At 66.0% G+C, this 23,758-nt stretch carries 24 protein-coding genes and 2 tRNA genes; 9 read left to right on the top strand and 17 right to left on the bottom strand.

Going from position 1 to position 23,758, the window contains the following annotated elements; translation table 11 throughout:
• Window positions 1–224 precede the first annotated feature (224 nt).
• From IEY14_RS01290 to IEY14_RS01260, 7 genes are all read left to right on the top strand, one after another.
• Complete coding sequence (locus IEY14_RS01290) at window positions 225–428, top strand: hypothetical protein (RefSeq protein ID WP_188906424.1); 204 nt, start codon at window positions 225–227, stop codon at window positions 426–428.
• A complete protein-coding gene (locus tag IEY14_RS01285; protein WP_188906423.1) occupies window positions 428–793 on the top strand; it encodes a hypothetical protein in 366 nt (121 codons plus the stop codon). Before IEY14_RS01290 ends, IEY14_RS01285 begins: the two co-directional genes overlap by 1 nt.
• Window positions 790–1,242, top strand: a complete 453-nt coding sequence (locus tag IEY14_RS01280; RefSeq protein WP_188906422.1) for an HIRAN domain-containing protein — start codon at window positions 790–792, stop codon at window positions 1,240–1,242. Before IEY14_RS01285 ends, IEY14_RS01280 begins: the two co-directional genes overlap by 4 nt.
• The gene (locus tag IEY14_RS01275; protein WP_188906421.1) at window positions 1,242–1,487 is read left to right on the top strand and encodes a helix-turn-helix domain-containing protein; all 246 of its coding nucleotides are present in this window, start codon (window positions 1,242–1,244) and stop codon (window positions 1,485–1,487) included. Before IEY14_RS01280 ends, IEY14_RS01275 begins: the two co-directional genes overlap by 1 nt.
• A complete protein-coding gene (locus tag IEY14_RS01270) occupies window positions 1,484–2,359 on the top strand; it encodes a hypothetical protein (RefSeq protein WP_188906420.1) in 876 nt (291 codons plus the stop codon). Before IEY14_RS01275 ends, IEY14_RS01270 begins: the two co-directional genes overlap by 4 nt.
• Window positions 2,360–3,109 carry a hypothetical protein gene (locus IEY14_RS01265; protein ID WP_188906419.1) on the top strand — a complete coding sequence of 250 codons (750 nt, stop codon included), beginning with the start codon at window positions 2,360–2,362 and terminating at the stop codon, window positions 3,107–3,109. It abuts the gene before it with no gap.
• Window positions 3,110–3,485: 376 nt separating this feature from the next.
• Window positions 3,486–3,623, top strand: a tRNA-Val gene (locus tag IEY14_RS01260).
• 106 nt (window positions 3,624–3,729) lie between these two features.
• On the opposite strand, the gene IEY14_RS01255 is transcribed toward IEY14_RS01260, so the two are convergent.
• From IEY14_RS01255 to IEY14_RS01195, 13 genes are all read right to left on the bottom strand, one after another.
• Entirely contained in the window at window positions 3,730–4,833 is a 1,104-nt protein-coding gene (locus IEY14_RS01255) for an NAD(P)/FAD-dependent oxidoreductase (RefSeq protein ID WP_188906418.1), read from the bottom strand.
• Between the two features lie 44 nt (window positions 4,834–4,877).
• On the bottom strand, window positions 4,878–5,429 hold the full coding sequence (locus IEY14_RS01250; RefSeq protein ID WP_188906417.1) for a dTDP-4-dehydrorhamnose 3,5-epimerase family protein: 552 nt from the start codon (window positions 5,427–5,429) through the stop codon (window positions 4,878–4,880).
• Window positions 5,430–5,453: 24 nt separating this feature from the next.
• Window positions 5,454–6,782, bottom strand: a complete 1,329-nt coding sequence (locus tag IEY14_RS01245) for an NAD(P)H-dependent oxidoreductase (protein WP_188906416.1) — start codon at window positions 6,780–6,782, stop codon at window positions 5,454–5,456.
• Between the two features lie 37 nt (window positions 6,783–6,819).
• Entirely contained in the window at window positions 6,820–7,599 is a 780-nt protein-coding gene (gene rfbF / locus IEY14_RS01240) for a glucose-1-phosphate cytidylyltransferase (protein ID WP_188906415.1), read from the bottom strand.
• A 72-nt stretch (window positions 7,600–7,671) separates the two neighbouring features.
• Window positions 7,672–8,718: an NAD-dependent epimerase/dehydratase family protein gene (locus tag IEY14_RS01235; RefSeq protein ID WP_188906414.1), complete on the bottom strand. Its 1,047-nt coding sequence runs from the start codon at window positions 8,716–8,718 to the stop codon at window positions 7,672–7,674.
• On the bottom strand, window positions 8,715–9,650 hold the full coding sequence (locus IEY14_RS01230; protein WP_188906413.1) for a DUF707 domain-containing protein: 936 nt from the start codon (window positions 9,648–9,650) through the stop codon (window positions 8,715–8,717). Before IEY14_RS01230 ends, IEY14_RS01235 begins: the two co-directional genes overlap by 4 nt.
• 408 nt (window positions 9,651–10,058) lie before the next feature.
• On the bottom strand, window positions 10,059–10,310 hold the full coding sequence (locus IEY14_RS01225; protein ID WP_188906412.1) for a hypothetical protein: 252 nt from the start codon (window positions 10,308–10,310) through the stop codon (window positions 10,059–10,061).
• A 226-nt stretch (window positions 10,311–10,536) separates the two neighbouring features.
• On the bottom strand, window positions 10,537–10,818 hold the full coding sequence (hbs, locus tag IEY14_RS01220; protein WP_188907338.1) for a non-specific DNA-binding protein Hbs: 282 nt from the start codon (window positions 10,816–10,818) through the stop codon (window positions 10,537–10,539).
• A 170-nt stretch (window positions 10,819–10,988) separates the two neighbouring features.
• Window positions 10,989–13,403, bottom strand: a complete 2,415-nt coding sequence (gene lon / locus IEY14_RS01215; RefSeq protein ID WP_188906411.1) for an endopeptidase La — start codon at window positions 13,401–13,403, stop codon at window positions 10,989–10,991.
• A gap of 194 nt (window positions 13,404–13,597) precedes the next feature.
• Window positions 13,598–14,863, bottom strand: a complete 1,266-nt coding sequence (gene clpX / locus IEY14_RS01210) for an ATP-dependent Clp protease ATP-binding subunit ClpX (RefSeq protein WP_188906410.1) — start codon at window positions 14,861–14,863, stop codon at window positions 13,598–13,600.
• A 311-nt stretch (window positions 14,864–15,174) separates the two neighbouring features.
• Window positions 15,175–15,816: an ATP-dependent Clp protease proteolytic subunit gene (locus tag IEY14_RS01205; RefSeq protein ID WP_188906409.1), complete on the bottom strand. Its 642-nt coding sequence runs from the start codon at window positions 15,814–15,816 to the stop codon at window positions 15,175–15,177.
• A 239-nt stretch (window positions 15,817–16,055) separates the two neighbouring features.
• On the bottom strand, window positions 16,056–17,414 hold the full coding sequence (tig, locus tag IEY14_RS01200; protein WP_188906408.1) for a trigger factor: 1,359 nt from the start codon (window positions 17,412–17,414) through the stop codon (window positions 16,056–16,058).
• A 182-nt stretch (window positions 17,415–17,596) separates the two neighbouring features.
• Window positions 17,597–17,680, bottom strand: a tRNA-Leu gene (locus IEY14_RS01195).
• 368 nt (window positions 17,681–18,048) lie between these two features.
• Between IEY14_RS01195 and IEY14_RS01190 the strand changes: the two genes are divergently transcribed.
• Window positions 18,049–18,192 carry a DUF1127 domain-containing protein gene (locus IEY14_RS01190; protein WP_188906407.1) on the top strand — a complete coding sequence of 48 codons (144 nt, stop codon included), beginning with the start codon at window positions 18,049–18,051 and terminating at the stop codon, window positions 18,190–18,192.
• Window positions 18,193–18,374: 182 nt separating this feature from the next.
• Window positions 18,375–19,796, top strand: coding sequence for a methylenetetrahydrofolate--tRNA-(uracil(54)-C(5))-methyltransferase (FADH(2)-oxidizing) TrmFO (gene trmFO, locus IEY14_RS01185; RefSeq protein WP_188906406.1), 1,422 nt, complete (start codon window positions 18,375–18,377; stop codon window positions 19,794–19,796).
• On the opposite strand, the gene IEY14_RS01180 is transcribed toward trmFO, so the two are convergent.
• From IEY14_RS01180 to secF, 4 genes are read right to left on the bottom strand one after another with little or no spacing between them, the layout of a single operon-like run.
• The gene (locus IEY14_RS01180; RefSeq protein ID WP_188906405.1) at window positions 19,797–21,560 is read right to left on the bottom strand and encodes a DUF4153 domain-containing protein; all 1,764 of its coding nucleotides are present in this window, start codon (window positions 21,558–21,560) and stop codon (window positions 19,797–19,799) included.
• On the bottom strand, window positions 21,557–22,393 hold the full coding sequence (locus tag IEY14_RS01175) for a phytoene/squalene synthase family protein (RefSeq protein ID WP_188906404.1): 837 nt from the start codon (window positions 22,391–22,393) through the stop codon (window positions 21,557–21,559). Before IEY14_RS01175 ends, IEY14_RS01180 begins: the two co-directional genes overlap by 4 nt.
• A 10-nt stretch (window positions 22,394–22,403) precedes the next feature.
• Window positions 22,404–22,793: an Mth938-like domain-containing protein gene (locus IEY14_RS01170; RefSeq protein WP_188906403.1), complete on the bottom strand. Its 390-nt coding sequence runs from the start codon at window positions 22,791–22,793 to the stop codon at window positions 22,404–22,406.
• 2 nt (window positions 22,794–22,795) lie between these two features.
• Window positions 22,796–23,755 carry a protein translocase subunit SecF gene (gene secF, locus IEY14_RS25820; protein WP_188906402.1) on the bottom strand — a complete coding sequence of 320 codons (960 nt, stop codon included), beginning with the start codon at window positions 23,753–23,755 and terminating at the stop codon, window positions 22,796–22,798.
• Between the last annotated feature and the right edge of the window lie 3 nt (window positions 23,756–23,758).

The raw sequence follows: 23,758 nt of genomic DNA, 5'->3' as shown, positions 1-23,758 counted from the left end.
CCCGGACGGCCGGCGCATCCGCGAATTCGCGCTCGTCGAGGGGCCTGCGTCGCGGACGCCACGGGCGCCGAACCGGCGGGCGAGGCGGGCTGCGGAGGCGAAGGCTAGGAAGGCGGTGACGGCATGACCCGGTACCGCTACCGTCTCACCCCCGCCGGCTGGATCTGGCTCGGCTACGCCGCCGCGTACGCGCTCTGCGTCCTCGTCGTCGCGGGGATGCTGTCGTGATCCGCCTCGATCCGCTCGTCGCCAGAGAGCTGAACGCCTGCCGCCTTCCTTGGAGCCTCGAACCCCGGAAGAGGCATGTCCTCGTCCGCATCGAGGGACACGTCGTCACGAAGCTTCCCCACGGCCACGGAGACGATTTCGGACGCGCTTCACTCAACGTCCGGGCTGCAATCAGGCGGTATCTGAAGGAGCACCAGTGATGCGGAAGATCCTGATCCCGACGGAATTCGCTGGCCGTGTCGACGAGGTCGACTGGAAAGATGTCCTCATCCTGCCGCCGCTGACCTTCGACGAGTTCATCGCCCTGGACATGTGGAGCGGGTCGTCCGATGCGGCCTACGCGGCCTGGCTCCGGGCGAACGTCTTCACCGATCCCCGGGACCTGTCGGACGAGACGCTGGCGACGCACCACCTCGTGCTCGTGCGTCACGAAGGCGATCCCGAGGAATGGCTGTTCGATCCGGACGGGGCAGACAAATGGTGGCCGTTGTGGCGGTTCGGTCCGCGGGAGACCCGCTGCCAGGCGCTGAAAGGTTCGGACCGGAAAGACAGGTCGTCGCCATGATCGACCTCTCCGATCTCGCCGGCACCGACCTTGCCATCGAGCGCCCCCGCCTCTCCGCCGGTGAACCGCACGCGGCCGTGTCGATCGCCGGCCTCCAGTTCCACGGCTACGGCCGCGAGGACGACCTCGGCGGCCGCGTCCTGCCGCGCCGCGGCGACCGGCTGCAGCTCGTCCGGGAGCCGGAGAATCCCGTACATGCCGCTGCGGTCGGCGTCTGGTGGCGGAACAATCACAGGCTCGGCCACCTGCCCTGGCACGTCGCCGACCTGGTCGCGCCGGACCTGGACGCGGGCAGGTCGCTGAGGGCGTACCTTTGGCGGGAAGGCGACGGAAGGGCCCGGACGGCGGGCGTGCTGCTGATCGGGAAGCCGGCGGAGAAGCTCCAGGAGCCGGAGGTGACGCCGGAGCCGGTGGTGCCGTGGGGCGTCGACGAGGAGGTGCCGTTCTGATGACCGAGATGAAGGCTGGGCACAAGTACGCGCTCGGACGGGTCCTTTTCACCGATGACGACGTCCGAAGTTTCATCCGCATCGAGTGCCGCCGGGTCGGATCGCGGGCCGCGTGGTGCCGGGAGGTCGGGCTGTCGCCGAGCTACGTCGGCGACGTCGTGAGCGGACGCCGGGCGCCGGGCGAGACGATGCTGACGGCGCTGGGGCTGCGGCGAGTCGTCGGGTACGAGGAGTCGGCGGCGTGATAGAACTGGAGCAGAAGGTCGTCGGGCGGTTCCGCGAGCTGGGATCGAAGAAGATGCGAGGGATCGATGCGTGGGAGCAATCCCAGGTCCGCATCGGCGACGCGATCTCCTACGACCGCTACGGGTCCGAAGAATTGCGCAGGATGCGGCCCGGCAGAGCCGACGAACCCTCGCGGCACGTTTTCACGCTGACGGTCGAGGGCGCGCTGCGCGTCCAGGGTGTCGGCTTCGAGACCTTCCTCGGAACGGTCCTCGTCGACGCCGAAGAGGTGGCGAACAGGAAGCAGGACGGGGCACCAATCTACCTCCTCCGAGGCGTCGACCTGAAGCCCAACACCTGGCAGTACTGGAACTCCGGGCTGACGAAGATCGCCTTCCGCGTCTCCCAGGTCTGGTACCTCGTCGTCCGCGCTTCGGATGGCATGCACCTCTTTTCCCGGGCGCCCGGCGAACGCCGCCCCGACCTGCCCTCGTTCCTGAAGGCGCTGCGTCGGAAGCGCAGGATCTACGAGGAGGATTTCGCCGGATTCCGGCGCGAGGCGATTGTGATGCCCGAAGCGGAGTCGTGGCTCGCCGATGGACGCATCGGCGGGAGCGGTCACTGCATCGGCTCGATCTACGCGACCGATCTGAGCAGTCGCGAAGGCCTACGGCTCGGCCCCGGACCGAGCTTCCGGCCGGCCATGCATCTGCACTGGACGACGCCGCTGGGCTGGGCGCGGTCCGTCGAGGTGATCAAGGCGACCGACGGGACGCTTTTCGCCGGAATGACCGTGGCGGAGGTCATCCGACAAGAACGGGAAGCGGAGGAGGCGAAGGCCGGGCCGCTGACGGCAGACGACGATCCGTTCGCCGAACTGCTGGTGATCTAAATGGACGAGATCGAGAAGAAGATCGTCGCCAGGTTTAGGGAGAATGGAGATCGGTGGTTCGGCTCCCTGCCCGACTGGCCGAACACTGAGATCGGCGTCGGCGACCGGGAGACGATCTCGGGGACGTGGATGGGCCCTCGTCCCCGGCGCTACCACCACCGCCTCACCCTGTCTGTCGATCGCGTCCTGTCGGCGCATTCGACACTTGGGGTCGAGACGATCGGCGACACGCTCGTCGTCGCAGCCGACGTTCGAGCCGAGAGGAAGCTGGACGGCCCCGTCTGGACGGTCTCCGGCATGCGGAAGTACTGGGACCAGATCGGATGGTCGATCGCAACTTTCATGCGAACGCACGACGGCCACTTCCTCAGGAACAGGCTCATGTCGCCACAGGATCTCCGCGAGATCAGGAAGGCGTGGCGGACGTACCAGCGCCTGGTGCCCGAGGGCATGGACTGGGAAGGCGACCAAGTCGTCCGCGATCCGAACCCGACGACGCACGCGCTCGAGGGAGCGAGGTTCTCGCACGTCCACAGGGTCTTCGACGATGCGCTGATCCTGGCGTTCGTCCGGCCGCCGGTCGAGACGACGGTCGCGGTGCGGAGGATGCGGAACGGCATGTGGATGATGGCGGAGACGCTGCAGCTCCTTCGGCACGTGATCGAGCGGTACGAGGAAGACGGCGGCTGCTCGGAGGCGGACCTGCCGCTGTTCGAGGACGATCCCTATGCGGGGCTGCTGGCGCTGTGACGGGTAACCGAGCGGAAAGGATGATCCGAGGATCGGGTTGATCCGGGCGGCGGCCGCGCCGTAGGGTCCGGTCGTCGATCGAGGGAAGGTCGGCGATCAAAGGTCGGCTCGAGCCGATGAGCAGATTCCGCTCGAAAGGGCGAGGGAATGAACAGGAAGCCCCCGCCGGCCGGACGCCCGCGGGGGCTTCTTGCGTTTAAAATCATGTTTTTGGATTTGCGTTTAAACGCAAGTCGGCGCGCCCCGGCCCCTCGATTTCGACCCACGATCCGATAAACTTGACCCACGTTTCGACCCACCGCCTGGGTCGAAATAGGGGTCGTGCATCGGCAAGGATTTCCGGTATTCCTTCCCCCTGCCCGCTCCCTGCCGCAGGGGGCGAGGATTGCGGCGTAGGGCGTCCTTCACCGGGGACGCAGAGTCCCCCGTAATCCTTCGCATTTAAGGATAAACTGCCCGGTCCCGCCCGTTTACACCGAGGATGTCGGCAGTTCGAGCCTGTCATCGCCCACCACTTCTCTCCATCGAAACAAGCCGTTGCTCGCCGCATCGAGCTTCGCTGCCGGCGATATGGCGGCGCGGGACGTCGAGAGGCCGGATGCGGGCTTGGCGGCGGGCGCTCAGTCGCGCAGCAGGCCGCTGACCATCTCGGCGATCGCGAGAGACGAGGTCAGGCCCGGCGATTCGATGCCGAAGAGATTGACGAGGCCGGAGAGCCCATGGGTCTTCGGCCCCTCGATCCGAAAATCGGCGGCGGGCTGGCCGGGGCCGGACAGTTTCGCGCGGATGCCGGAATAGGCCGGCGCGAGCCTTGCCGCCTCGATCGCCGGCCAGATGCGTCGCGCCGCCTGGAAGAAGCTGTCGGCGCGGCCCGGATCGACGGAATAGTCGATCGCGTCGATCCATTCGACATCGGGGCCGAAGCGCCCGCCCCCGCCGAGATCGAAGGTGAGATGCGTGCCGAGTCCTCCCGGCACCGGAACCGGGTAGATCAGATGCTCGAACGGCAATCGCCCCTGATAGGCGAAGTAATTGCCGCGACAGTAGCGGACCTCAGGCACGAATCGGGGGTCGAGCCCCTCGGTCCGCCGAGCGAGGAGATGGGCGGTCAGCCCGGCCGTGTTGACGACCTGCCGGGCGACCAGCGCCGGCTCGCCGTCGTCTTCGAGATGGACGCCCCAGCCCTCCGGCGCGCGGGAAAGCGCCGTGACCGTGGTTGAGCGGGCGAACTGCGCGCCGTGCGCCTCGGCCCGTCCGAGGAGCGCCAGCATATAGGCGTGCGAATCGATGATGCCGGTGACGGGCGAATAGAGAGCCTCGACGCAATCGATCTCGGGTTCGAGGGCGATCGCCTCGCCTCGCGTCAGGCGGCGCAGTTCCGAAACGCCGGCCGCCATCGCATTCGCCTCGATGCGGTCGAGATCGGCGGTCTGCGCCGCCGTCGCCGCGAAGACGAGCTTGCCGATCGCCCGATGCGGGACGTGATTCTCCTGGCAGAAGCGGTAGAGCAGCTCCCGGCCGCGCACGCAGAGCCGTTCCTTCAGCGGCGTGCCGGCATAGTAGATCCCGGCATGGATGACCTCGCTGTTGCGCGAGCTGGTGCCGAAGCCGAAGCTGGTCTCGGCATCGACGATCAGGACATCCTGTCCGGTCTCGGCGAGACCCGCCGCGATCGCCAGACCGACGACTCCCGCCCCGACCACGAGCACATCGACATCCGCCACCGCGCGCCCTCCTCCTCGTTCCGCCGCGCCGTCGCCGCTCCGCCTCACGCGAAGATCGGCGGCGCCCCTTCGGCAAGCAGCGGCCAATTCCTGTCCTTGTCGGAAATCGTCGTCACCTCGATCGGCAGCCGGATGCCGAGGCGGGGATCGTCGTAGCGCACGCCCCCTTCCGCGCCGGGGGCGTAAGGCTGCGACACCGGATAGACGACCTCGACATCGTCGGTCAGCGTGAGAAAGGCATTGGCGAAGCCGGGCGGCACGTAGAGCTGGCGCCGGTTCTCCACTGAGAGCTCGAAAAGCCCGTGCTGGAGATAGGTCGGCGAACCGCCGCGCAGATCGACGATGATGCTCAGCATCGTGCCGCGAATGCAGCGCATCAGCTTCGCCTCCGCCGCTTCGCCATGCTGGAAATGCAGTCCACGCAGCGTGCCGCGAAAGGCCGAAAAGGAGGTGTTGGTCTGCGGATAGTCGGCGACCAGCCCATGTCGCGCGAATTCCGCCGTGTCATAGGCGCGGGCGAAGAAGCCGCGGTGATCGCCCCGCGGCTCCAGATCGATCAGCCAGGCGCCGTTGAGATGAGTCTTCTCGAAGATCACGGCCTGTCGCCCCGCTCCGCTGCTTCAGGCGCTGGCGCCGAAGACCTGTTCCTGCTCGTCGTAGAGACGGTCGATCAGGCGGCCGTCCGGCCGGTCGAGATCCTCGAAGCGCAGCGGCTCGTCGCGGCGGATGGCGCGATTGGCCCGGGCCCCGATCGCGAGACCGAGCGGGATCAACCCCTCCTCGCGGATCGTCTCGATATTCTCGAGCATGCCATAGACCTCGTACCCGCCCAGCTCGTCGATCAGCTCGCCGGGTTCGAGATCCTTTTTGGCGAGCGCGATGACGCCGACGCTGGGTCCCGCCTTCGGCGTCAGCGTCGCATCCTCGAACAGGACGGCGCGGGCCACCGATCCCGGCACCTCGAAATGGCAGAGGTGATAGGGCGTGTAGAAGCAGTAATAGGGGCCCGGACCCATCTTGTAGTAGTTGAGGAAATGCGCCTGCTTCGGGTCTTCCTCGGCGAGCTTGGCGAGAACGAAGATGCCCGGTCCCGGCCGCGCGCCCATGACATAGTCGACATAGCCCGGCCCGTCGCCGAGCTTGTCGAGATATTCGGTGAAGCCGGCGATCGTCTCCTCCAGCGGCACCAGCGGCTTGTAGGGATCGCCGCCGGAGAAGTCCGGGCCGATCATGCCGCGCTTGGCGACCTTCATGCCGGTGCCGTTGGCGATCACCGCCTGTTCGTAGGAGATCTTGGTACCGTCCGCGAAGGAGGCGACCATGGCCGGCTTCAGGTTCCACTTCGCCGCGAAGGAGGCCTGAGTGGTCGGCGTGCGATAGGGATCGTAGAGGCCCTTCATATTGCCGCACAGCACCGCCTTCAGGCCGATGCCCTCGACGAAACGCACGAGGTTCATCTGCGCGCCCGGCTGATCGCCGTCGCCTGCCGTATAGACGAGGCCCTTCGCCTCGGCCTTCTGCTTCAGGATCGGGCCGATCGTTCCATCGAGCTCGGCATTCACCTGCACGACATGCTTGCCGCCCTCGATGGCGGCGAGCACGGCCTGCGCCGCATATTCGAGCGAGCCGGTCGCCTCGATGATGGCGTCGAGCCCCTTGGCCTCGGCGAGAAGCGCCGGATCGGTGGTCACGGCCGGTCGGCCGGCGGCGATCGCCGCCTCGAGCTCGGCGAGCGTCGCGCAGCGCACCGGCTCCAGCCCGACCTCCGTGAAGGCCGCCTCGGCATTCTCGATCGTGCGGTTGGCGATCGCCGCCATCCGCATGCCGGGCGTCGAGCGGACGATCGTCCGCGTGATCGCCTTGCCTTGGACCCCGGCCCCCACCATGCCCACGAGCACCGGCCGCCCCTCGGCCTCGCGCCGTTTCAACGCATTGTCGACGATGATCATCGCATCTCCCTCCGATCGGCAGCCGCCTCGACCGGTGTCAATCGTTCCAGACCCGCCACGGCGCATTGCCCGTGGACCAGCGCTTTTCCAGGGTCAGCTTGTCGCGCAGCGTATCCATGCTTTCCCAGTATCCCTCGTGGCGGTAGCTCGCCACCTGGCCGGCCGCGACCATGCGCGACATCGGCTCGTCCTCCCACATCTGCCGGTCGCCATCGATCACGTCGAAGACCTGCGGCTCGCAGACGAAGAAGCCGCCATTGATCATGCCGCCATCGACCATGCCCTTCTCGCGGAAGCCGTGCACTTCCGCGCCGTCGTCCGACAGGCGCAGCGCGCCGAAGCGGCCGGGCTGCACGACGGCGGTCAGGCTGCACCATTTGCCGTGATCGCGGTGGAAGCGCAGCAGCGCGTTGATGTCGACATTGGCGACGCCGTCGCCATAGGTCAGCATGAAGGGGCCATCGCCGAGAAACTCGCGGGCGCGCTTCACGCGCCCGGCCGTCAGCGTGTCGATGCCGGTATCGAGCACCGTCACCTTCCAGTTCTCCGTCCGGCTCGTCAGCCAGTCGACGCTGCCCGTGCCGAGATCGATCGTGAAATCGGAGGCATAGGAGAAATAGCGAAGGAAATATTCCTTGATGTACTCGACCTTGTAGCCGCCGAGCACCACGAAGTCGTTGAAGCCGTAATGAGCGTAGATCTTCATGATGTGCCAGAGAATCGGCCGACCGCCGATCTCGGCCATCGGCTTCGGCCGCACCGTCGTCTCCTCGCTCAACCGCGTGCCGAAGCCGCCGGCCAACAGAGCCACCTTCATCGCTATTCTCCCCCGAAAGGCGTCGACGGATCGTCTATGCCGGTCGATCCGCCGGATGGTTCGACGTCGCCGTCAGTTGCGCGTCCATTCCAGCGACTGATTGAGGCGACCCGCCTCGATATGCCGCTGCAGCACGAAAAGACGGATGAGATTCGACTTGCGGAAATCGGCATCCGCGAAGTCCATGCGCCGCAGCCCCTCGATGAGATTGCGGGCCGATTGGCCAAGACTCACCAGCGGCTGATGATTGGGCGCCAGCGACCGGTAGAGACCGAAATCCGCCTGATAGGACCGGCTGTCGACGGGCGCCGAATGGTTGATCGAGATCGAGGTGCCGGGCACCGCCTCCGCCACCGCCTCGGCCAGATCCTTGACCTGGTAGTTGCTGTCGTTGGAGCCGGCGTTCACCGCCAGGAAGCGGCCGCCGACTTCCGCCGGGCGGTCCACCGCCCAATCCATGGCGCGGGCCATGTCGGCGACGTCGATCAGCGGACGCCAGGGCGTGCCGTCGGAGAGGACGGTGATCTCGCGCGTCGTCAGCGCGCAGGCGACATAATCGTTCAGCACCAGATCGAGCCGCAGTCGGTCCGACATACCGCAGGCCGTCGCGAAGCGCAGGCAGGTGATCACCATGTCGGTGTCGAGCTTCTCGAGCTCGAGCTCGGTGCCGATCTTCGACTTCGCATAGGCGGTGATCGGGTTCAGCGGATCGCTTTCCTTGCGCGGCCCGCCGCTGGCGATGCCGTAGACGCTGCAGCTCGACGCGAAGACGAGGTTCTTCACGCCCGCTTCGGCCGCCGCCTTGGCGAGCGACACGGCCGCGTCTTGGTTGACCGCCATGGTCACCGCTTCGAACTGCTTGCCCATCGGATCGTTGGAGATCGCGGCCAGTAGAATCACGGCGTCATAGCCGCGCACGATCTCCGGCGAGACGCGGCGCACGTCGCCATAGATCTGCCGGTCGAGGCGGCTTTCCGGCAGCGCGGTCGCGCCGGTGAGGCAATGGGCGAAATAGGCGTTGTCGAAGCCGTGCAGCACCGCGTCGGGCCGCGCGGCCCGCAGGTACTTGGTCACCATCGGGCCGACATAGCCGAGATTGCCGACGATCAGGATCTTCATGACGCGTTGCTCTTTCCAAACCAGAGGGCGGCGCGGCTTCCCGCCACCGGCCGAAGCTGCTCGGGGCGGAAGCCGGCGCGCGTGACGATGCGCAGGAGCGACCCCGCGCCGAAACGGAAGGTGTCGTAGGGCTTCGGCGAGCGCGGCGAGGAGGCGATGAGCTGTAGCCCGTTGCGGAGCCGCGCCTCGGCGCCGTCGACCTTGCGGCCGTTGCGCAGAACGCCGCCATAGATCAGCATCGCGTCCGGCGTGTTCTCGAAGCTCTCGCGCAAGGTGACGATCTCCTGCTGGGGATCGATCGATTGCGCCGCGAAGGTCTTGTAGATCGGCCCGACATAGAGCGGGCGCGTATGCACCATCGACACCTCGTCGATGATCGCCGCCCGATAGGCCGGGTCTTCCATCAGCATGGTCCAGACCAGGTCCGTGCCCCAGCCGGTGAAATGCTCCTCGAACATCGGCAGCAGCCGCTTGAGGAACGAGGTCTTCATGCAGCAGGACATCGATTCGATGAAGGTGGTGTAGCGCAGCCGGAAGGGCGCGCTCCGCAGCACGATCGGATAGCTGATATAGCTCTCGTAGGAGAGCGAGGGCTGAGCCATCGTCAGATCGTATTGGACGACGATCTCGAAGATGCGGTTGATCGTCCGGACGTCCATCATCAGGTCGTCGTCCGGCAGCATCACATAGTCGTAGCGATCGAGAAGCTCCGGATAGGCGCGAAAATGCCGGACGAGACTGTCCCATTTCGTGCCGCGGTCGATCACCGGCGGCAGATCGCCATTCTGGATCTTGGATTCGTCATGGCCATAGGCATTCAGCTGCAGATCCCATGTCCGCTCGGTCGCGGTGTCGGCAACCCAGTGCCGATGCAACGAATTGTCGCCGACGCGACCGACGACGAGAAAGCGGCGCGCTTCCGTCACCCCCATCCCTGGCCTCCCTTCCTCTCGATCGCACGTCATCGGCGCCCGCCGAAATTCCTTAGCGGGCTAGCTTCCGTAGCGATCATTGCTCCCATCCGCCCCATCGCAGCAAGTCTCCCGTCGGGATAAGGCGAAGAAATTTCGATACTCGGCTTTGCAACATCAACCATCAAGGCTTATTGCCATCATTAACAAACGGCAGCGATGAGAATCGCACTCTATCTTCGCGCTGACAGACTTCGGAACCACGAATATGCCTGAAATCCACATGGACGCACCGCAGCAGACATATCGTTAATTCAGAATAGTTCTCTGATGTTCATGAAGAGCACTCGTTGCCTTAAGGATAACTCTACTTCCAGCGCGCCTCGCCCCGATGCAAGGCTCCATACCAATATCTCGTTCGCTAATGTTTTAAACATTTTCGCCTTTGGCAATACGATGCACCGCAGCACGAGGTAAATCACCGTCGCCAAGCTTGGGCCGGATCAGGAAATTGTGGACAGCGGCGCGGCTCCGCGACGAACCCGGCGTACGATCATCGGTGAATTTGGAAGCGACCAGGGTCGCATCGCCGTTTCGACCGGCGACGGCAGGTCGAAACGGCGGCTGCGATAGGGGGGGGTCGGACGCGCCGACGAATGCCTCAAAGGCGATGGTCGACATGGCGAGGGTCCGACCGCGAATGGGAGAGCGGTGACCGGCGCCGGCGGAGACGCCGATCGGCGACCTTCCGTCGAGGCAGGCGATATGAGCAGGCGCCGGTCAGCCGATTTCACTCCGGTGGAACCGAGCCACGGCGCGACCGGGTCGTTTCGGGCGCCACAAAAGACAAAGCCGCCGACGGCGAGCCTTCGCTCGTCCTCGGCGGCGCGAAACGGGGAAACGGGGCTTACTTACCCTTGTTGACGGAGTCCTTCAGCGCCTTGCCCGGCGTGAATCGGGGAACGTTGCGCGCCGGAATATCGACTTCGGCGCCGGTCGAAGGGTTGCGGCCCTTCGAGGCGGCACGATGCGAGACGGAGAACGTGCCGAAGCCGACGAGGCGGATGTCATCGCCCTTCGACAGCGATTCCTGCATCACCTCGAAAAGGGCGTCGATCGCGGAACCCGCGTCCTGGCGCGACAGCTCAGACTTTTCCGCAACTGCGGACACGAGCTCGTTCTTGTTCATCAATGTGCTCCATCCCGGTGGATCGTCTTCTACATCCGCGAGGAAAATGTGCGACTCGAACCGATGAGGCAAGTGTGAGTCTGTCGTGAAACCCTGGAAAATCGAGCTTTTCAATAAAAAAGTGCCGCCCCGGAAGGGGCGGCACCCAATGAATTCACAGCTTTACGGGTTCAGTGAGCGACCGCGGCGGTGCCATCGTCCGCTACGGACGAGTTCAACACGGCTTCCTCCTCGGACCATTCGGTCGGTTCCGGCTGACGGATCAGGGCGTGTTTCAACACCTCGCCCATCCGCGAAACGGGAATGATCTCCAGGTTGTTCTTCACGTTGTCCGGAATATCCACGAGATCCTTCGCGTTGTCCTCCGGGATCAGAACCGTCTTGATGCCGCCGCGCAGAGCGGCAAGCAGCTTCTCCTTCAAGCCGCCGATCGGCAGCACGCGCCCGCGCAGCGTGATTTCGCCCGTCATGGCGATGTCGCGCCGGACCGGGATGCCGGTCATCACGGAGACGATGGCGGTGGCCATCGCCGTGCCCGCCGACGGGCCGTCCTTCGGCGTCGCGCCTTCCGGCACGTGCACGTGGATGTCGCGCTTGTCGAAGAGCGGCGGCTTGATGCCGAAGTCGATGGCACGGCTGCGGACATAGGAAGCCGCCGCCGAGATCGATTCCTTCATCACGTCCTTCAGATTGCCCGTCACCGTCATCTTGCCCTTGCCGGGCATCATGACGCCTTCGATCGTCAGAAGCTCGCCGCCGACTTCCGTCCAGGCGAGGCCCGTCACGACGCCGACCTGATCGTCCGTCTCCGCCTCGCCATAGCGATAGCGCGGCACGCCGAGATAGTCGGAGATGTTCGCCGCCGTCACCTCGACCTTCGACGCCTCGCCCTTCAGGATTCGGGTCACCGCCTTGCGAGCGAGCGTCATCAGCTCGCGCTCGAAGCTGCGCACACCGGCTTCCCGCGTGTAGCGCCGGGCGATCTCGCGAAGCGCCTCGGTCTCGACCGAGAATTCCTCCGGCTTCAACGCATGGTCACGCACCGCCTTCGGCAGGAGATGGCGCCGGGCGATCTCCACCTTCTCGTCCTCGGTGTAACCCGCAATGCGGATCACCTCCATACGGTCGAGCAGCGGGCCCGGAATGTTCAGCGTGTTGGCCGTCGTGACGAACATCGTCGGCGACAGATCGTATTCCACCTCCAGATAATGGTCCATGAAGGTCGCGTTCTGCTCGGGATCGAGGACCTCGAGAAGCGCGGAGGACGGATCGCCGCGGAAGTCCTGGCCCATCTTGTCGATCTCGTCGAGCAGGAAGAGCGGGTTGGACTTCTTGGCCTTCTTCATCGACTGGATGACCTTGCCGGGCATCGAGCCGATATAGGTCCGCCGATGGCCGCGAATCTCGGCCTCGTCGCGCACGCCGCCGAGAGCGACGCGCACATATTCGCGGCCCGTCGCCCGCGCGATCGACTTAGCGAGCGAGGTCTTGCCGACGCCGGGAGGACCGACGAGGCAGAGGATCGGCCCCTTCAGCTTGGCCTGCCGGCTCTGGACGGCGAGATATTCGACGATGCGCTCCTTGACCTTATCGAGGCCGTAATGCTCCTCCTCGAGGATCTCCTCGGCGCGCTTCAGGTCGATCTTGACCTTCGAGCGCTGACCCCAGGGCAGACCGAGCAGCCAGTCGAGATAGTTGCGCACGACGGTGGCCTCCGCCGACATCGGGCTCATCTGCCGAAGCTTCTTCACCTCGGCCATGGCCTTGTCGCGGCCTTCCTTCGAAAGCTTGGTGCGCTTGATGCGCTCCTCCAGCTCGGCCACCTCGTCGCGGCCTTCCTCGCCGTCGCCGAGCTCCTTCTGGATCGCCTTCATCTGCTCGTTAAGATAGTATTCGCGCTGCGTCTTCTCCATCTGGCGCTTGACGCGCGAGCGGATGCGCTTCTCGACCTGCAGGACCGAGATCTCGGCCTCCATGAAGGACAGCGCCTTTTCGAGCCGCGCCCGGACGCTGACGAGGCTCAGCATCTCCTGCTTCTCGGCGATCTTGATCGCAAGATGCGAGGCGACCGTATCGGCGAGCTTGGAATAGTCGTCGATCTGCCCGGCGGCACCGACCACTTCCGGCGAGATCTTCTTGTTCAGTTTGACGTAGTTCTCGAATTCCGAGACCACGGACCGGGCCAGCGCCTCGAGCTCCACCGGATCCTCGTCGGCCGCCGGAACGGCGATGGCCGAGGCTTCGTGCCATTCGGACCGCTGCGAGAATTCCTGGATGCGGGCGCGCGAAATGCCCTCGACCAGCACCTTCACGGTGCCGTCCGGCAGCTTCAGAAGCTGGAGAACGTTGGCGACGGTGCCGAGATCGTACATCGCCTCGGCGGACGGGTCCTCGTCGCCGGCATTCTTCTGCGTGACGAGCAAAATCTGCTTGTCCGCGCCCATGACCTCTTCGAGCGCCTTGATCGACTTGTCGCGGCCGACGAAGAGCGGCACGATCATATGCGGGAAGACGACGATGTCGCGAAGCGGAAGAACCGGATAGAGAACCGCCCCTCCCTGCCCCTCAGTGGGATTATTCGACATGACTGTCCTTTCTGCGGCGATGCCGCGATAGGCCGTCTTGCACCGAGCCTCCACGAGAGCACCCGGACGCGAACGCCTGGCGGCTATGTGGTCACGGGAGGCGTCCGGTTCAATGCGCCAGCCCGCAGCCGGATGTCGTTCGGTCTCGACGGTCGCGGCCCGGAACCTGAACGGTTCCGGGCCGCCAAGGCGCCTCAGGCGCTGACCGTTTCCTTCTCGTCCTTGCGGTCCGAGTAGATATAGAGCGGACGGGCCTTGCCCTCGATCACCTCTTCCGAGATCACGACCTCCTGCACGCCTTCCAGCGTCGGCAGGTCGAACATCGTGTCGAGCAGGATCGCCTCCATGATCGACCGCAGGCCGCGCGCGCCGGTCTTGCGCTCGATCGCCCGGCGGGCGATGGCGCGCAGCGCGTTCTCGTGGAAGGTCAGCTCGACATTCTCCATCTCGAACAGACGCTGATACTGCTTCACCAGCGCGTTCTTCGGCTGGACCAGGATCTGCACCAGCGCCGGCTCGTCGAGATCCTCGAGCGTCGCCAGGACCGGCAAACGGCCGACGAATTCGGGGATGAGACCGAACTTCAGCAGGTCCTCCGGCTCGACCTGCCGGAATAGGTCGCCGGTGCGGCGGTCCTCCGGCGAGGCGACGTTGGCGGCGAAGCCGATCGAGGTCTTGCGGCCGCGATCCGAGATGATCTTATCGAGACCCGCGAAGGCGCCGCCGCAGATGAAGAGGATGTTCGCCGTATCCACCTGCAGGAATTCCTGCTGCGGATGCTTGCGGCCACCCTGCGGCGGCACGGAGGCGACCGTCCCTTCCATGATCTTCAGGAGCGCCTGCTGCACGCCCTCGCCCGACACGTCGCGCGTGATCGACGGGTTGTCCGACTTGCGGCTGATCTTGTCGATCTCGTCGATATAGACGATGCCGCGCTGCGCCCGTTCGACATTGTAATCGGCCGACTGGAGCAGCTTGAGGATGATGTTCTCGACGTCCTCGCCGACATAGCCGGCCTCGGTCAGCGTCGTCGCGTCCGCCATGGTGAACGGCACGTCGAGGATGCGGGCGAGCGTCTGGGCGAGCAGCGTCTTGCCGCAGCCCGTCGGGCCCATCAGCAGGATGTTCGACTTCGCCAACTCGACGTCGTTGTTCTTCTGGGCGTGCGCGAGACGCTTGTAATGATTGTGGACAGCGACGGACAGAACCTTCTTGGCGAAGGACTGGCCGATGACGTAGTCGTCCAGAACCGATATGATCTCCTGCGGTGTCGGCACGCCCTCGCGCGACTTCACCATCGAGGACTTGTTCTCCTCTCGGATGATGTCCATGCAGAGTTCGACGCATTCATCGCAGATGAACACGGTCGGTCCGGCGATCAGCTTGCGAACCTCGTGCTGGCTCTTTCCGCAGAAAGAACAATAGAGCGTATTCTTCGAGTCGCCGCTCACTTTGCTCATTCGAATTTCCTTCCGGTCCGACGCCTGCATTGCGATGCAAAAACAGCGTGTCTCGACCTATGTTATGCCACGTTGCCCCGATTGCAACCGTCGCGCCCCGCGGCTGGAACGCGCCGTCTATGACATTCCTGCGACGACTCGGATGCTGATGTCGCAAGCTTGAGCCATCCTGACGGTCCGGCCGGTTAAGAAAGCTTGCACGGCCGGCTTCGTCGCATCTGAACGTCGGGACCGGCCGGGCCGTTGCGGCGCTTTCCGGACAAGTGTGGCGGGAAGGCATCGCCCGGGCGGACCCGAACGATGCCGAGGCGTCACTGGCTGGTGATCTGGAGCTGGGCCTCCAGCTCCTCGCGCGACGAATAGACCTTGTCGATCAGGCCGAATTCCTTCGATTCGTCGGCCGTCATGAAATGGTCGCGGTCGAGCGTGCGCTCGATCGTCTCATAGTCCTGGCCCGTGTGCTGGACATAGACCTCGTTGAGGCGGCGCTTCAGCTTGATGATGTCCTGGGCGTGGCGCTCGATGTCCGAGGCCTGACCGGAGAAGCCGCCCGAGGGCTGATGCACCATGATGCGCGCGTTCGGCGTGGCGAAGCGCATGTCCTTGTGGCCGGCGCAGAGCAGCAGCGAGCCCATCGACGCGGCTTGGCCGATGCAGAGCGTGGAGACCGCCGGCTTGATGAACTGCATCGTGTCGTAGATCGCCATGCCGCTCGTCACCACGCCGCCCGGCGAGTTGATGTAGAGGGCGATCTCCTTCTTCGGGTTCTCGGCTTCCAGGAAGAGGAGCTGGGCGCAGACCAGCGTCGCCATGCTGTCCTCGATGGGACCGGTAATGAAGATGATCCGCTCCTTCAGGAGGCGGGAGAAGATGTCGTAGGCCCGCTCGCCGCGATTGGTCTGTTCGACCACCATGGGGACGAGATTCATGGCTCTTTCGACCGGATGAGTCATTTCGCTAGCTTTCGATAGGTGCGGCGGAGAACCCGTCGCGAACAGGAATCGGATGGCCTGGAGCCCGACGCGTAGATAGGACCTGCCGGCCGCGCTTCGCAAGTCGAGCGCGAGGGGGCGCTCGTCGGTGGTTAGAAATGCGTTCCGGGGCCGGGCGCGCGTTCTCGTTTCGTAAAGTGGACGAAAAAAGGCCGGCGCGAGGCCGGCCTTTCGCAGAGATGCAAAGAGAGGGTGCGACCTCAGGACGCGAGCGCGACCGGCTCCTCGTCCTCCTTCATCAGCTCCTCCTTCGTCACCGTCTTGTCGGTGACGTCGATCTTGGTCAGCAGCCAGTCGACGACCTTCTCCTCGTAGAGCGGGGCGCGCAGGCTGGCGAGGGCTTCCGGGTTCTTCTGGTAGAACTCGTAGATCTGCTGCTCCTGACCGGGGAAGCGGCGGATCTGCTCGAACAGCGCGCGCTGCATCTCCTCGTCGGAGATCTGCACACCCGCCTTCTCGCCCATCTCGGACAGAACGAGGCCGAGACGGACGCGGCGACGGGCGAGCGTCATATACTCTTCGCGCGCCTTCTCCTCCGTCGTCTCCTCGTCCTCGAAGCTCTTGCCGGCCTGCTCGAGCTCGCGGGTGACCTGCGCCCAGATATTGTCGAACTCGGCCTGGACGAGCTTCTCCGGCAGGTCGAAGTCGTAGTCCTTGTCGAGCGCGTCGAGAAGCTGGCGCTTCACCTTCTGGCGCGTCGCCATGCCGTACTGGCTCTCGATCTGCTCGCGCACCACGGTGCGCAGGCGCTCCAGCGACTCGATGCCGAGCTTCTTCGCCACTTCATCGTCGAGCTCCTGCTCGACCGGACGGGCCACCGCCTTCACGGTCACGTCGAACACGGCTTCCTTGCCGGCCAGGTTCTCGGCGCCGTAATCCTCGGGGAAGCTCACCGTCACGGCGCGCTCCTCGCCTGCGGTCGCGCCGACGAGCTGGTCCTCGAAGCCCGGGATGAAGCTCTTCGAGCCGAGCACCAGCGCCTGATCGGCGGCGCTGCCGCCGTCGAAGGCCTCGCCGGCGATCTTGCCGACGAAGTCGATCGTCACGCGGTCGCCGTCCTTCGCCGCCTCCTCGACCGGCTCGAAGCTGCGGGCGTTCTCGGCGATGCGCTTGACCTGCTCCTCGACCTCGTCGTCCGGGATCTCGACGACCGGACGCTCGACCTTGATGCCGGCCGTGTCCTTCAGCTCGATCGTCGGCAGCATCTCGTAGGAGATCTTGAAGCGGAAGTCCTCCTTGCCGCTCAGCACCTTCTCGGCCTCGCCCTCGTCCTCGGTCATCTCGATCTCGGGGCGCATGGCGGAGCGCTCGTTGCGATCGGCGATCACGGTGCGGGGTGTGTCGTTGAGGATTTGGTTGACGATCTCGGCCATCATCGAGCGGCCGTACATCTTGCGCAGATGGGCGACCGGCACCTTGCCGGGACGGAAGCCCTTGATGCGGGCCTGATCCTTCGCCTCGTGCAGACGGGTCTGCAGCCTCGCCTCGAGATCGCTGGCCGGCACGACCACCTCGATCACGCGCTTCAGCCCTTCGGCCGTCGTTTCCTTGACCTGCATTCCCGTCAGTCCTCTCATGACCGGCCGACGCCGTCGCGCTCGCCGATCCTTCTTGTTCTTCTTCGCCGCGCGGACCCGTTCCGTCGCGATGACCGGCGCGCCCGTCGTCGGATGCGCGTCCGCACGCTTTATGAATCGCATCCCGGAAGGGATGGCCGTCGAACACCCGCCAGCGGGAGGTTTGGTGCGGGTGGAGGGACTCGAACCCCCACGCTTTCGGCGCCAGAACCTAAATCTGGTGCGTCTACCAGTTTCGCCACACCCGCAAACCCGCTGCCGGCGATGCTCGACAAGGGGGGCTCCATACCATCACTTGCCGATAGGGCAAAGGGTAAACGGCGCGCGCGAAGCGATGGCACCCGCCCGCCCCCAGCGCGCGTCCCGGGACGTGTGCCGCCATCGCGGCACAGGAGCCTTGCGGAAGGCTTAACGCACCGCACCATAACAATTCCGCCGGCAATGCCCGAAACCCCTGCGTGCCAGGGCTTCGGGCTGTCATGTTGCGTTGCATCATCCGCATCGCTGCCATGCAGAATCCGTTCTGGTGAGAAAGGTCCGCCACCCCTATCTTCAAGCTCAACGGGGCCGAGAGGAAATGGTCCGAAGGCTCCGGTCCGAACCGAAAGACACCACGATGAACCTCGTCCGCTCCTACAGCAACTGGCGCCGTTACCGCGAGACCTGCAGCGAGTTGAACCGCCTGTCTCAGCGCGAACTGGCCGATCTCGGCATCGCCCGCTCGGACATCCCGACCGTCGCTCGCAAGGCGGTCGCCTAAGAATTTCCGCTTTCGCAAGGGCCATCCTCCTCCCAACGGCCCTTCGCGATGCGCCTGCGGTTCCTCCCACCGCAGGCATCGAGGTCTTCGGATCCTCCTCCCACCGAAGACCCCCAAACGACACCCGCCGGTTCCTCCCCCGGCGGGTGTTGTTGTTTCCTGGATCGTGCTAAACGCTCCGCATGCGACACGACCCCATCCATATCGTCGGCGGCGGCCTCGCCGGCTCCGAAGCGGCTTGGCAGATCGCCGAAGCCGGCCTTCCCGTCGTCCTTCACGAGATGCGCCCGGTGCGCGAGACGGAAGCGCATCGCACCAGCGATCTCGCCGAACTCGTCTGCTCCAATTCCTTCCGCTCCGACGACGCGGCGACCAATGCCGTCGGCGTGCTGCATGCCGAGATGCGCCTCGCGGGCTCGCTCATCATGCGCGCGGCCGATGCGCATCAGGTGCCGGCGGGCGGTGCGCTCGCCGTCGACCGCGACGGCTTCTCGGCCCGCGTCACGGCCGAGATCGAAGGCCACCCGCGGATCGAGATCCGCCGCGAGGAAGTGGCGGGCCTGCCGCCGCGCGACTGGGGGCGGACGATCGTCGCCACCGGTCCGCTCACCGCCCCGATGCTCGCCGAGGGGATCCGCGCGGAGACGGGCGCCGATGCCCTCGCCTTCTTCGACGCCATCGCGCCGATCGTCCATTTCGACACGGTCGACATGGAGAAGGCCTGGTTTCAGTCGCGCTACGACAAGGTCGGGCCGGGCGGTACGGGCGAGGACTATGTGAACTGCCCGATGGACCGCGAGGAATACGAGCGCTTCATCGCCGCCATCCTCGCGGGCGAGAAGACGAGCTTCAAGGAATGGGAAGGCACGCCCTATTTCGATGGCTGCCTGCCGATCGAGGTGATGGCCGAGCGCGGGCCGGAAACGCTGCGGCACGGGCCGATGAAGCCGATGGGCCTCACCAATCGCCACCGGCCCGAGGTGAAGCCCTATGCGGTGGTGCAGCTGCGCCAGGACAATGCGCTCGGCACGCTCTACAACATGGTCGGCTTCCAGACGAAGCTGAAATATGCCGAGCAGGTGCGGATCTTCCGCACCATACCAGGTCTGGAGAATGCCGAATTCGCCCGGCTCGGCGGTCTGCACCGCAACACCTATCTGGATTCCCCGCGCCTGCTCGATCCGGTGCTGCGGCTGAAATCGCGCCCGGACCTGCGCTTCGCCGGCCAGATCACCGGCTGCGAGGGCTATGTCGAATCGGCCGCGATCGGCCTCCTTGCCGGCCGGTTCGCCGCCGCCGAAGCGCTGGGCCGCATGCCCGCCCCGCCGCCGGCGACGACGGCGATGGGCGCTCTTCTCGGCCATATCACCGGCGGCCACCTCTCGGTCGAGGAAGAAGGCGGCAAGCGCTCCTTCCAGCCGATGAACGTCAATTTCGGGCTCTTCCCGCCGATCGAAGCGCCGCGCGTCGAAGGCAAGCGGCTGCGCGGCAAGGAGAAGACGGTGAACCGGCGACAGGCTCTGTCGGCGCGGGCCCTCGCCGACTGCGCCGCCTGGCTGCGGGGCGATGTGCCCGACATGCCGGTCGCGACGGCGGCCGAATGATCAGTCCGACCACTCGGCGCGTCTGACGGCGAGATCGAAGGAGAGTTCGGCATCGCCTGGGTCGCGCGGATCGCGCGAATAGGCGGTGACGCGCAAGGCGATGTGCCGGCCGGCCTCGGTCATTCCTTCGAGCCGGATCGGCGCCTCGCCTGGACCGGGCGAAGCGGCGAAGACCGGCCGCACCGGCAGACGATCGTTCCGCCCGTTCAGCCGCAGTTCGAGGATGTCGCCCGACAGGCGGGCTCCGTCCTCATCCGTCGGGGCGGACCACGCACCGGCGCGGAGCGCGAAGCGGAGATAGAGGCGGTCGTAGCCGGCGACATCGAAGGGCGCGTCACGCCGCGCCGCGAAGCTCTCCCTCGGGCTCGGCTCCTCCATCCCATAGGCGAGGCCGAGCATCGCCAGGAGCCGATCTTCCAGGCCCGGCTCGGCTTGCTCCTCCAGGGCGCGGCGATCGCCCTCGTCGAGCAGCGGATCGAGTGCCGACAGCCGATCGACCTCGGCTAAGGCGGCGATCCGCTGTCGAAGCGCGGTCTTTGCCTCCGGCGATCGATCGGCGCGTCGCAGGTGTCCCTCCGCATCGGTGAAGTCGCGGAGGATCAGGCCGGTCTGGCTACGGGCGACGACCGAGGCCATGCCAAGCGGGCCGATGGCCGACATCGCAAGAAGCGTGATCGGGATCGCCGCCATGAGCCGGATCGCATCGCGGCTCCGGCGCGGGATCTGGGCGAGCAGCACGAGCCCAGCCGCCACCGCCAGAAGGACGAGATAATAGCGCTCGCCGGTGAAGCCTTCGGCGCCGACGCGCAGCCAGATCGCCTGGGCGAGGAGTGCCAGCGGGACGACGAGACCAAACGCCCAGAGCCTGCGGAACAGCCGCATCGCCCCATGGCCGGTGGTCAGAAACGGATCGGCGGCGATCCGCAGGGCGATCGTGCTACCGGCATAGGTGCCGACGATCCAGCCGATCTGATTCGTCGGCAAGGCGCCGGCCATGACGATCTTGCCGGCATAGAGATGCAGGATCGCCGCCGTCGCAAGCCACAGCGGCAGGGCCACCCATTCGAGAAGCAAGGCGATGCCGCCGACGACGCGATCGCGCCGGTCGATCGGCGTATCGTCCCGCAGGTCGAGCGGTATCCGCGACAGGGCGAAAAGCGGCCCGACGAAGGTCAGTGCCGTCGTGTAGATGAGTTGGTAGCTTCGCGTGCCGAGGCCGAACCCGAACAGGAAGCGGATCATCTCGAGAATCGCCGAAAGGCCGAGGACGAAGAGCAGCACCGAGGCGAAGCCGAGCACGGCCCCGATGAAGGTCCAGAGCGAAAAGCTCCAGAAATCGCGGTCGGAGGCGCCGATCATCTGAGGCGCGAGCGGAACCGCCAGCAGCACGGCGGCAGCGAGCGGCGGCACGAAGAGGATGGACGGCGAGCCGAACCAGACGAGGAGGCCAGCACCGACCGCCGTCGCGAAGCCGAGAGCGGCGCGGCCGACAGGTCCGGCCCGGGTCGATTCGGCGAAGAGCACCGCCGCGAGGGACGCACCCGCCGCCAAAACGAGCGCCGCGATCAGCCGGCCGAGTTCGCCGCCGGCCAGCCAGTCGGCATCCGCCACCTCGGCATTGGCGACGAGCGACAGGCCGGCGACCGCGAGAATCGTCGCCGGGAAACGGCCGAAGGCCCGGCGGGGCGCTTCAGCGAGCGCTCGGCCCATGCGGCGCAGCAGGGTGTGGATCCGGTGCCGCCGAGCCCCGTCGCCGGGCGTCATCGGCGCATGGACCGCCAATAGCCGAAGAGACGCCGCAAGGGGTTCGCGCGGGTCTCGCCCGAGGCGTCACCGCCTTCGAGGGCGCGAAGCGAGCGATCCAGCGGCTCCAGCATCAGGAATGCCGGGCGCAGGCTCTTCGGCAGCGCGCCGAAGCCGTTGCGGGCGGCGGCGAGATGGTCGCGCGCGAAGGCGATCATGGCCGTTCGCGCGCGGGCGGTGGCGTCCACGTCTCCCGTCTGCAGGGCGTCGCGCGAGCAGCCGACGGCCTCCAGGACATCGCTCGGAAAGAAGATCTGCGCATGAAGCGGCCGGCTCGCCAGAAGCCGCAGGGCGGCGACAGCGACCACCGCGACGCCGGCATGCCCGGCGACGTCCGCGGCGCGCGGCGCCGCCTCGCGGTCGAGAACCATCGCCGCCAGGATCATGACGGCGGAGGCCGTCTCGCCGGCATAGGTCTCCAGATCGGTCCGGCTCGGCATCGGATCGTCATAGAGGTCGAAGATGCGCGCTTCGAGGAGATTGCGGAAGGCGTCGAGCGGCAGGTCGCAGCGCTCGATCGTCTGGAGCAGGGCTTCGGCCACCGGACTGCCCTGCCCGCCCCTGGTCAGTGGATCGGCCTCTAGCGCGTCCAGGCGGTCGCGCCACCATTGCAGGCGGATCTCGCCCGGCAGCGGCTGACTGACGATGCGCCGCACCCGCGCCGTCTCGAGATCGAAGGCGTAGAGCGCGTTGAGGAAGGGTCGGCGATCGGCCGGCGCGAAAGCGGTGGCGACGGCGCGGTCGGGATCATCCTGCTGGACGATCCGCTCGCATTCGACAAAGGGATCGCTCATCGTCGGCGCGTCAGTCGACGGCGACGAGCGCGGCGGCGACGGGTCGCTCTTCCGCCAGCATGACGTTGAAGGTGCGCACCGCCGCTCCGGTCGACATCGGATCGCAGGAGACCCCGAGGGCGCGAAACCGCTCGGCGAGCGGTTTCGGGAGCCGGCGCAGCTCGCGCCCGGTGCCGAACAGCATGAACTTGTAGTCGGCGGCCTCCTCGAAGGCCTTCAACAGGCGCTCTCCAGCGAAGGGCGTCTCCTCCGAGGCGTCCCAGCCATAGATGCCGGAGGGCAGGCAGAGGAGCGAGCCGCGATGCGACATGCCGGCGAAACGGAAGCCGCCATTGCCATAGGCCTCGATCGGCGCGCGTCCCGGAAAATGCGCCTCGCGGATCTCGATCCCCTTCGCCATCCTCAGCGCGTTCCGGCGGAGGGCTTGGGCGAGAGCTTCTTCTCCGGCACCTTCTCGTCGCTCTGGCTGGGGCGGATGTTGAAATAGATCAGGATCGGCCCGCCGATGAAGATGGACGAGGCCGTCGCAACGATGATGCCCCAGATCATCGCGGCGGTGAAGGAGCGGATCACCGGGCCGCCGAAGACGAAGAGCGACAGGAGCGCGAGCAGCAGCGTCAGCGACGTCATGATGGTCCGCGCCAGCGTCTGGTTGGTGGCGAGGTCGATGATGTCGCGCACCGGCATCTGCTTGTACTTGCGCAGGAGTTCGCGGATGCGGTCGAAGATGACGACCGTGTCGTTGAGCGAATAGCCGATGATGGTGAGGATCGCCGCGAGGCTCTGGAGATTGAAGTCGATCTGCGTCGCGGCGAAGAAGCCGACGGTCAGGATCGCGTCATGGACGAGGGTGGCGACGGCCGCGAGGCCGAACTGCCATTCGAAGCGGATCCAGATATAGGCCATGATGCCGGCGATGGTGAGAAGCACGGCCAGCGTGCCGGTGCGGGCGAGCTCGCTCGACACGCGCGGGCCGACGACCTCGACGCGGCGGAAGTCGTAATTCTCGACGCCGAGCGCGTCGCGCACCTTCTGCACGGCCGCCTGCTCGGCCGCGTCGCCGCCCGGCTGGGCCGCGATGCGGATCAGCACCTCGTCCGGGCCGCCGATATTCTGGATCTGCACCTCGCCGAGATCGAGCGCGTCGAGCTTCGAGCGGATGCCGGCGATATCGGCGTCCGGCTGGTGGCTATGGACTTCGATGACGGTGCCGCCCTTGAAGTCGATGCCGGCATTCACCCCGATCGTGAAGAACAGGGCGAAGGAGAGCACGATCAGGGCGAGCGAGATCGGCGTGCGAATCCTGGCCCATTTCATGAAGGGCAGGTTCGTATCGTCGGGGATGAGACGAATGTGCTTCATGGG

The organism is Aureimonas endophytica (genome assembly GCF_014642635.1).
Lineage (GTDB): Bacteria > Pseudomonadota > Alphaproteobacteria > Rhizobiales > Rhizobiaceae > Plantimonas > Plantimonas endophytica.
Note: the sequence above shows the minus strand (reverse complement) of the source record. Positions and strands in the feature narration are given on the sequence as shown.

Excerpts from the sequence above, each read along its gene's own strand:
- IEY14_RS01175 (WP_188906404.1), bottom strand. The coding sequence starts at position 22,393 with ATGAGCGATCCCTTTGTCGAATGCGAGCGGATCGTCCAGCAGGATGAT.
- IEY14_RS01170 (WP_188906403.1), bottom strand. The coding sequence starts at position 22,793 with ATGGCGAAGGGGATCGAGATCCGCGAGGCGCATTTTCCGGGACGCGCG.
- lon (WP_188906411.1), bottom strand. The coding sequence starts at position 13,403 with ATGTCGAATAATCCCACTGAGGGGCAGGGAGGGGCGGTTCTCTATCCG.
- IEY14_RS01190 (WP_188906407.1), top strand. The coding sequence starts at position 18,049 with ATGAACCTCGTCCGCTCCTACAGCAACTGGCGCCGTTACCGCGAGACC.
- secF (WP_188906402.1), bottom strand. The coding sequence starts at position 23,755 with ATGAAGCACATTCGTCTCATCCCCGACGATACGAACCTGCCCTTCATG.
- clpX (WP_188906410.1), bottom strand. The coding sequence starts at position 14,863 with ATGAGCAAAGTGAGCGGCGACTCGAAGAATACGCTCTATTGTTCTTTC.
- IEY14_RS01245 (WP_188906416.1), bottom strand. The coding sequence starts at position 6,782 with ATGATCATCGTCGACAATGCGTTGAAACGGCGCGAGGCCGAGGGGCGG.
- IEY14_RS01280 (WP_188906422.1), top strand. The coding sequence starts at position 790 with ATGATCGACCTCTCCGATCTCGCCGGCACCGACCTTGCCATCGAGCGC.
- IEY14_RS01230 (WP_188906413.1), bottom strand. The coding sequence starts at position 9,650 with ATGGGGGTGACGGAAGCGCGCCGCTTTCTCGTCGTCGGTCGCGTCGGC.
- IEY14_RS01205 (WP_188906409.1), bottom strand. The coding sequence starts at position 15,816 with ATGACTCATCCGGTCGAAAGAGCCATGAATCTCGTCCCCATGGTGGTC.
- IEY14_RS01235 (WP_188906414.1), bottom strand. The coding sequence starts at position 8,718 with ATGAAGATCCTGATCGTCGGCAATCTCGGCTATGTCGGCCCGATGGTG.
- IEY14_RS01275 (WP_188906421.1), top strand. The coding sequence starts at position 1,242 with ATGACCGAGATGAAGGCTGGGCACAAGTACGCGCTCGGACGGGTCCTT.
- IEY14_RS01180 (WP_188906405.1), bottom strand. The coding sequence starts at position 21,560 with ATGACGCCCGGCGACGGGGCTCGGCGGCACCGGATCCACACCCTGCTG.
- tig (WP_188906408.1), bottom strand. The coding sequence starts at position 17,414 with ATGCAGGTCAAGGAAACGACGGCCGAAGGGCTGAAGCGCGTGATCGAG.
- rfbF (WP_188906415.1), bottom strand. The coding sequence starts at position 7,599 with ATGAAGGTGGCTCTGTTGGCCGGCGGCTTCGGCACGCGGTTGAGCGAG.
- trmFO (WP_188906406.1), top strand. The coding sequence starts at position 18,375 with ATGCGACACGACCCCATCCATATCGTCGGCGGCGGCCTCGCCGGCTCC.
- IEY14_RS01265 (WP_188906419.1), top strand. The coding sequence starts at position 2,360 with ATGGACGAGATCGAGAAGAAGATCGTCGCCAGGTTTAGGGAGAATGGA.
- IEY14_RS01285 (WP_188906423.1), top strand. The coding sequence starts at position 428 with ATGCGGAAGATCCTGATCCCGACGGAATTCGCTGGCCGTGTCGACGAG.
- IEY14_RS01225 (WP_188906412.1), bottom strand. The coding sequence starts at position 10,310 with ATGTCGACCATCGCCTTTGAGGCATTCGTCGGCGCGTCCGACCCCCCC.
- hbs (WP_188907338.1), bottom strand. The coding sequence starts at position 10,818 with ATGAACAAGAACGAGCTCGTGTCCGCAGTTGCGGAAAAGTCTGAGCTG.